General features: G+C 52.1%; 1 pseudogene. It reads right to left on the reverse strand.

The features are described from left to right. Positions 1-622: pseudogene (locus ACTQ3V_RS15780) on the reverse strand (hypothetical protein); the annotation flags it as partial.

Genomic DNA, 622 nt, shown 5'->3' on the forward strand with positions numbered 1-622 from the left:
GGAGCCATCCTGCAGCTTATATCCATCCAGCGTGTTCAGCGCGTTGGCCTGCGCGCTTCCGGTTCCACCCTTTCCGGGATCGACCATCAGAGATGTCCCCTCCGCGGCGCTTAGCTTGATGTTATCGGTTCCAGCAGGCACATTGTTGTAATTTACAAAGATATTGTTTGCATAAGTGCAGGTTCCGGCTTGCCAGTTTTCATTACGGGCGGCGCTTCCGGCATAATAGATGATGTTGTTTTTCACATCCAGCGTGCCGTAGCGACCGGAATTGGTGTACACAAAGGGTACGTTTTCCTTGATATAGAAGGTGTTGTTATAAATGTTGGCGTTGGGATTGGTCGCCGCTACGATGATACCGGTACTGTCGTTCTGGCTGATATTATAGCGGAAGACGCTATTGTAGGCGTGCTGGAGGCAGATCATAAAGCAGCCGCCCTCGTTATCGTGGCTGTAATTGTACTGATAGACGGTTCCATCGCCCCAGTCGGCATCCCATGCCTGTCCGTCACCGTTCCAGCCGCCATCGTTGTAGGTATTATAGACCTCGTTGTACTGGAACACCGCGTCTTTACACTTCCAAGGCCACACGCTGGCTGCCACACATCCGAAAGGCTTGTCT

Source organism: Candidatus Agathobaculum pullicola (genome assembly GCF_052117205.1).
Classification (GTDB): Bacteria; Bacillota; Clostridia; order Oscillospirales; family Butyricicoccaceae; genus Agathobaculum; species Agathobaculum pullicola.